5 protein-coding genes are annotated in these 2583 nt (G+C 35.3%); all 5 read right to left on the reverse strand.

Annotation, left to right across the window (positions count from 1 at the left end):
• Positions 1 to 77: 77 nt before the first annotated feature.
• Entirely contained in the window at positions 78 to 485 is a 408-nt protein-coding gene (locus H4J52_RS06855; protein WP_182176746.1) for a hypothetical protein, read from the reverse strand.
• A gap of 98 nt (positions 486 to 583) precedes the next feature.
• Positions 584 to 982, reverse strand: coding sequence for a hypothetical protein (locus tag H4J52_RS06860; protein WP_182224401.1), 399 nt, complete (start codon positions 980 to 982; stop codon positions 584 to 586).
• 102 nt (positions 983 to 1084) lie between these two features.
• Positions 1085 to 1438 carry a hypothetical protein gene (locus H4J52_RS06865; protein WP_182224402.1) on the reverse strand — a complete coding sequence of 118 codons (354 nt, stop codon included), beginning with the start codon at positions 1436 to 1438 and terminating at the stop codon, positions 1085 to 1087.
• A 98-nt stretch (positions 1439 to 1536) separates the two neighbouring features.
• Positions 1537 to 1887, reverse strand: coding sequence for a hypothetical protein (locus H4J52_RS06870; protein ID WP_182224403.1), 351 nt, complete (start codon positions 1885 to 1887; stop codon positions 1537 to 1539).
• Between the two features lie 114 nt (positions 1888 to 2001).
• On the reverse strand, positions 2002 to 2442 hold the full coding sequence (locus H4J52_RS06875; RefSeq protein WP_182224404.1) for a hypothetical protein: 441 nt from the start codon (positions 2440 to 2442) through the stop codon (positions 2002 to 2004).
• Positions 2443 to 2583: the final 141 nt, after the last annotated feature.

A 2583-nucleotide genomic window follows, 5' to 3' on the forward strand; every position in this document is an offset into this window, starting at 1 on the left:
AGGCAAATGATAGTTGGCTAAAATAAGCGACGAAGGAGCAAATAGCCAGCTGTTATTTGTCCTGCTTGAATGGCTTGTTATAAGGTTTTGCACCTAGCCAAAAATGGTTTTTCACCAAACACCTTGAAAGTGTGATGTGGCATAAGTAATGTTGGCGTTTTGTTATTAATAGATATATGAAAAACAAAACCACATTCTTTTCCGTTGTCTAACCCAAATTTAAATCCATCTTTAGTTTGGCTACCTAAGAATGTAACATTACTAAATTCAAGTGGTGAACTACAAGACTTTTCTAATGGCCAGGTATCACTAAGATTTAATTTTTCAATCTTAATTTTAAATTTGTCATTGTTTTGAATTAGCTCAATATCAGCGGAAAAACCTCTATCATTCGGGTAATCAGGATGAGCTAGACATTCGATCTTTTTCGCATAAATGTTAAAGCTAATTAAAACTAAAACGGCGGAAATTAATAACCTATTCATAGAACCTTATAACGCCCAATTAAGCGGCGCGAAATAGCTGGCTAAAATTGCGAGGAACGAAGCTAGCCAACTGTTTAGCGTCCGTCTTGAATTGCTTGTTAGAAGATTTTCTCTTCATTTTTTACTAACCAATTTATATCATTAATTACTAATGCATTAAATTCATCACTCGGGAATGTAGATATATACTCCTTAACTGCCTTGTAATACTCCAAATTAGGCCCACTTTGTCCATTATCTAGCTTTCTATGGAATACACTTTGTAAGTCTAATAAATTCCTATGAATCATGATATTTGATGCCAACATTGACTCGTAAAATTTCAGGGTTTCTTCGGGGGTTTTGCTCCTGAGTAAACGTAAAGCAACAAGGTTTTCCGCTAAAGTAACATATGTGGTGGTTGCAGCTGAATCACCAAACCCTTTTTTATACGCATAACTACCTACTAAATAGCTTAGTAACACTGAATAAATAATTATAACGAAAAGTTTTTTCATGCGAATCTTCTAACGCCCCATTAAGAGGCTTTTAATTGTTGGTTAAAATGTGAAGCGAAGCGGAACCTAACCAACTGTTAAAAGTCCTGCTTGAATGGCTTGTTATATGCCGCGTTTAATTCTTCGCTTGTTTTTAATTACGCCTAAAATTGAACAAATAGATATTATTACGGTTGCGCTATAAGAGGCAACTATATATGGAACACCTTGCTCTTTAATAATCGCTTCGCCAATAAAAGGCGAGTTCAAAGTGTCGTAGGCGGCAAAAGCAAAAAATGCTATAAATAAGCCACCTAAAATCACAAAACCTATCCTCCAAACAGTAAGAAAATAGATTAACAATCCCACAATTATTCCATGCAACCAAAGCTCAGGAATTGAAGCCATTTTATCTGAAACTTCAGCTAAGGCATTAAACGATAGAAAAAGTAGCACAAAACTTATTAGTTTATTCATAGGCATATAACGCCCCACTAAGAGGCAAATAATAGTTGGTTATAATAGAGAGCGAAGCGAACAAAACCAACTGTTATTTGTCCTGCTTGAGTGGCTTGTTATGTTGCAGCTTGCCCGCTACCTTCGAGTACAGGGCTATAAATACCCCAAATAGCAAACACTACTAATAATATTGACAAAACACCAAGCCAAATAAGCACCGACATAGATTTACTACTTTTACATTTACTCACTTTAAACAAAATAAAAGCAGAGATTAAAGCTAAAATACCCCAGAAACGATAAGTGCCAATTAATAAAGATGTTTGAAATGGTAGCTCCGATTCAAACGAATCAAATACATTTTCAAATTCTTTAATGAAGATAAAAGCTCCATACGCAAACAAGCCAAAATAAAGCGTTGAAGCTGTAGCGGCTAATATTTGAAAGTTACTCTTAATCTGATTCATGAACTGCATCTCCTTTTACAACATAACGCCCCACTAAGAGGCAAATAATAGTTGGCTATAATAGAGAGCGAAGCGAACAAAGCCAACTGTTATTTGTCCTGCTTGAGTGGCTTGTTATATACCGATTTTCTCCAAAGCTACTTCTCGAAATTCCAAATAATTTGTTGCGTACTCCCAAATTGAAAACAGGTGATTTCCTTTATTATCGATTAGGCAAAATAACTGGCAACTAGGGTAATCTTTTGAGCTTTCAAGGTCACTCCAAGAGTAATGGTTTGAACAATCACTAGAGTTTAACACTATACCCTTTGCGTTAAATTCAAAGCTTACTTTCAGTGTTTTGAGAAAGCGGATTATTAAATACAAACTTTTAAAGCCAAAATAAGTTAAAGCTAAAGAGAGTACGGCTATAAATACTGTAACTAACATTTCAGGATTCCCCATAGACTTATATGTCGCGTAAAACAAAGCAAAGGGACCAAAGATATATACAGGGATTAATATCACTCCGCAAATATAAGCCAGTACTTGAACAGATTTGGAATGATTAACCATAACTTCCTTAGGTATATAACGCCCCATTAAGAGGCAAATGATAGTTGGCTAAAATAAGCGACGAAGGAGCAAATAGCCAACTGTTATTTGTCCTGCTTGAATGGCTTATAGTTGGACCAATCCATTTATCAATCGATTAGT

This window comes from Colwellia sp. MB02u-14, from assembly GCF_014076915.1.
Classification (GTDB): Bacteria; Pseudomonadota; Gammaproteobacteria; order Enterobacterales; family Alteromonadaceae; genus Colwellia_A.

Excerpts from the sequence above, each read along its gene's own strand:
- H4J52_RS06855 (WP_182176746.1), bottom strand. The coding sequence starts at position 485 with ATGAATAGGTTATTAATTTCCGCCGTTTTAGTTTTAATTAGCTTTAAC.
- H4J52_RS06875 (WP_182224404.1), bottom strand. The coding sequence starts at position 2,442 with ATGGTTAATCATTCCAAATCTGTTCAAGTACTGGCTTATATTTGCGGA.
- H4J52_RS06870 (WP_182224403.1), bottom strand. The coding sequence starts at position 1,887 with ATGAATCAGATTAAGAGTAACTTTCAAATATTAGCCGCTACAGCTTCA.
- H4J52_RS06865 (WP_182224402.1), bottom strand. The coding sequence starts at position 1,438 with ATGAATAAACTAATAAGTTTTGTGCTACTTTTTCTATCGTTTAATGCC.
- H4J52_RS06860 (WP_182224401.1), bottom strand. The coding sequence starts at position 982 with ATGAAAAAACTTTTCGTTATAATTATTTATTCAGTGTTACTAAGCTAT.